At 64.1% G+C, this 2142-nt stretch carries 2 protein-coding genes; both read right to left on the reverse strand.

Annotation, left to right across the window (positions count from 1 at the left end):
• Nucleotides 1–466: helix-turn-helix domain-containing protein (locus tag VNM24_00425; protein ID HWQ37063.1), on the reverse strand; the 466-nt coding region annotated here is incomplete at its 3' end.
• Nucleotides 467–719: 253 nt separating this feature from the next.
• A protein-coding gene (locus VNM24_00430) for an IS3 family transposase (protein ID HWQ37064.1) occupies nucleotides 720–1951 on the reverse strand; the annotation gives its coding sequence in 2 pieces (ribosomal slippage) (nucleotides 720–1693 and nucleotides 1693–1951; 1233 coding nt in all).
• Nucleotides 1952–2142 lie beyond the last annotated feature (191 nt).

The raw sequence follows: 2142 nt of genomic DNA on the forward strand, positions 1-2142 counted from the left end.
GCTCGCCCGGAGCGGTCTCGAAGCGGCACCAGGTCAGCGAATCGAGCGTGGCCTGCGCCCGCAGCGGCCGCACCGCCAGCTTCACCGTGTCGTAGCTGCCCGTGTAGCCGCGCTCGGCGCACAGCTCCTGATACAGAATCCGCGCCGAGTAGCGCACCTGCGGGGCGCGGCTCGCAAGCCAGGCCGCGTGCGGGCTCATGAGCGTTCGCGCCGCCGCTTCGCGCCGGTAGGCCTGCCATTGCTGCTGCCTCAGCCAGCGGCGCACGGTCTTGCGATCAAGCTCGCTCAGCCGCGCAATCTCCGAGATCGTCATGCCCAGCGCGTGCAGACGCCGAATCTCCTCCCAGCGCTCCTTGCCAACCACCGCCACCTCCGTGTCCGTTGCGAACACCGGCACCGTAGCGGCTTCGGTCCCGACGCCCTCGGCCCGCGGGCCGAGGGCGTTCACTTCCATCTTCCCATCCATCTCCTGCTCTCCTTCACAAAAGATGGGTGGGGAAAATTCGTTTCCTAGACAATGTAGGATTCCCGTTGACAAATGGGGAACCCAAGCAATGTCCCACAATTTGTTGAATGGATAGAGCGGGGTGGCGGGGTGGAGTTGCCCCGGGTCAACTCCGTGCGTTGCTGAAAATTCGTGAGCGGGATGCATTCAGTTTCGCCGGCGCGATGGAATTGCCCCGTTTCGGTGGACGGTTTAGCGCTTGGGTCACAAGGGGTTATCCACAGGCCGCGCGCCGGGGCGCCTGAAACGCTACCGAGCGCGCGGGCCAGTGGGTAACCGCGTGCTCGTGATGCATTGAATGATGACGCCGTTCGAACTCGATGGGCGAGATCCACCCGAGGCGCGAATGACGTCGCCTCGGGTTGTACCAGCCTTCGATGAAATCGAGGATCGCCATGCGTGCCTCGGCCTTCGTCGCGAAGCGCCGGCGATCAAGGAGTTCGCACTCCAGCGTCGCGACGAAGCTCTCGGCCATTGCGTTGTCGTAGGCATCGCCCACGCTTCCCATCGAAGGCCGAACGTTCGCTTCCCTGCAGCGAAGGCCGAAGGCGATCGAGGTGTACTGCGTGCCGTGGTCGGAGTGATGCACAATGCCTTTTGCTCGCCGCTGCCCGATCGCCATGTTGAGCGCGGCGAGGACAAGCTCCGTTCTGAGGTGCTCGGCCATCGCCCAGCCCACGATCCTGCGACTGAAGACATCGAGCACCACCGCCAGGTACAAGAACCCGGCCCAGGTAGGGATGTAGGTGATGTCGGCCACCCAGAGCCGGTTCGGCGCATCGGTGCTGAATTGGCGCTGCACGAGATCGGCAGAGGGCTGCGCGTTGGCATCGCGCGCCGTCGTGATCACAAACTTCCTGCGGCATACGCCGCAAAGCCCGTCGGCTTTCATCAAACGAGCCACGCGCTTCTTGCCCACGCGAATGCCTTCCTCGCGCAGATCCTCGAGGATGTTCGGCGCCCCGTAGGCGCCCTTCGAGCGGGCATGGAAGAACCGGACGCGGTCTGTCAGCCTCGCATCTTCGATCGCGCGTGCCGACGGCTCGCGCGCATTCCACGCGTAAAAGCCGCTGGGGGAAACACCAAACACGCGACACATCGTTCTCACTGGAAACTCGAGCTGGTGCGCCGCTACGAACCGGAAGACTTCTTGGGCGTCGTATCGGCCTCCCGCGCGAACCAGGCCGTGGCCTTTGCCAGAATCTCGCGCTCAAGCTTCACCTGGCGCAGCTCACGCCGCAGCTTCACCAGCTCCTCGCGTTCGACAGTGGTGAGCACGTCCCGGCGCTTGCCGCCGTCGGCATCGGCACGCTTTACCCAGTTGCGGATCGTCTGTGCCGAGGGCTCGAACTCCTTGGCCAGCTCCTCCGGGCTGCGACCGGCACTGGCCAGCTCGATCAGTTTCTGCCGGAACTCCGGCGCATAAGCAGGGCGACTACGGGGCATCGTGAACCTCCTTCAACCCCAACATTGAAAAGTGTCCACGAAAGCGTGGTCAACTCCAGCCCTGCTGACCTGACGTTGTGCTCGCGCGTTCGTTTTCTCGCGTACCTCCATTCCGTTGCGAAACTTCACTCCCTCGATGACCTTGGCAAGCCACTCGAAGCCGCGCAGCCGCTTCCAGCTGCGCTCGGCGG

This window comes from Burkholderiales bacterium, assembly GCA_035560005.1.
In the GTDB taxonomy this organism is placed as follows: Bacteria; Pseudomonadota; Gammaproteobacteria; order Burkholderiales; family Eutrophovitaceae; genus DASRFY01.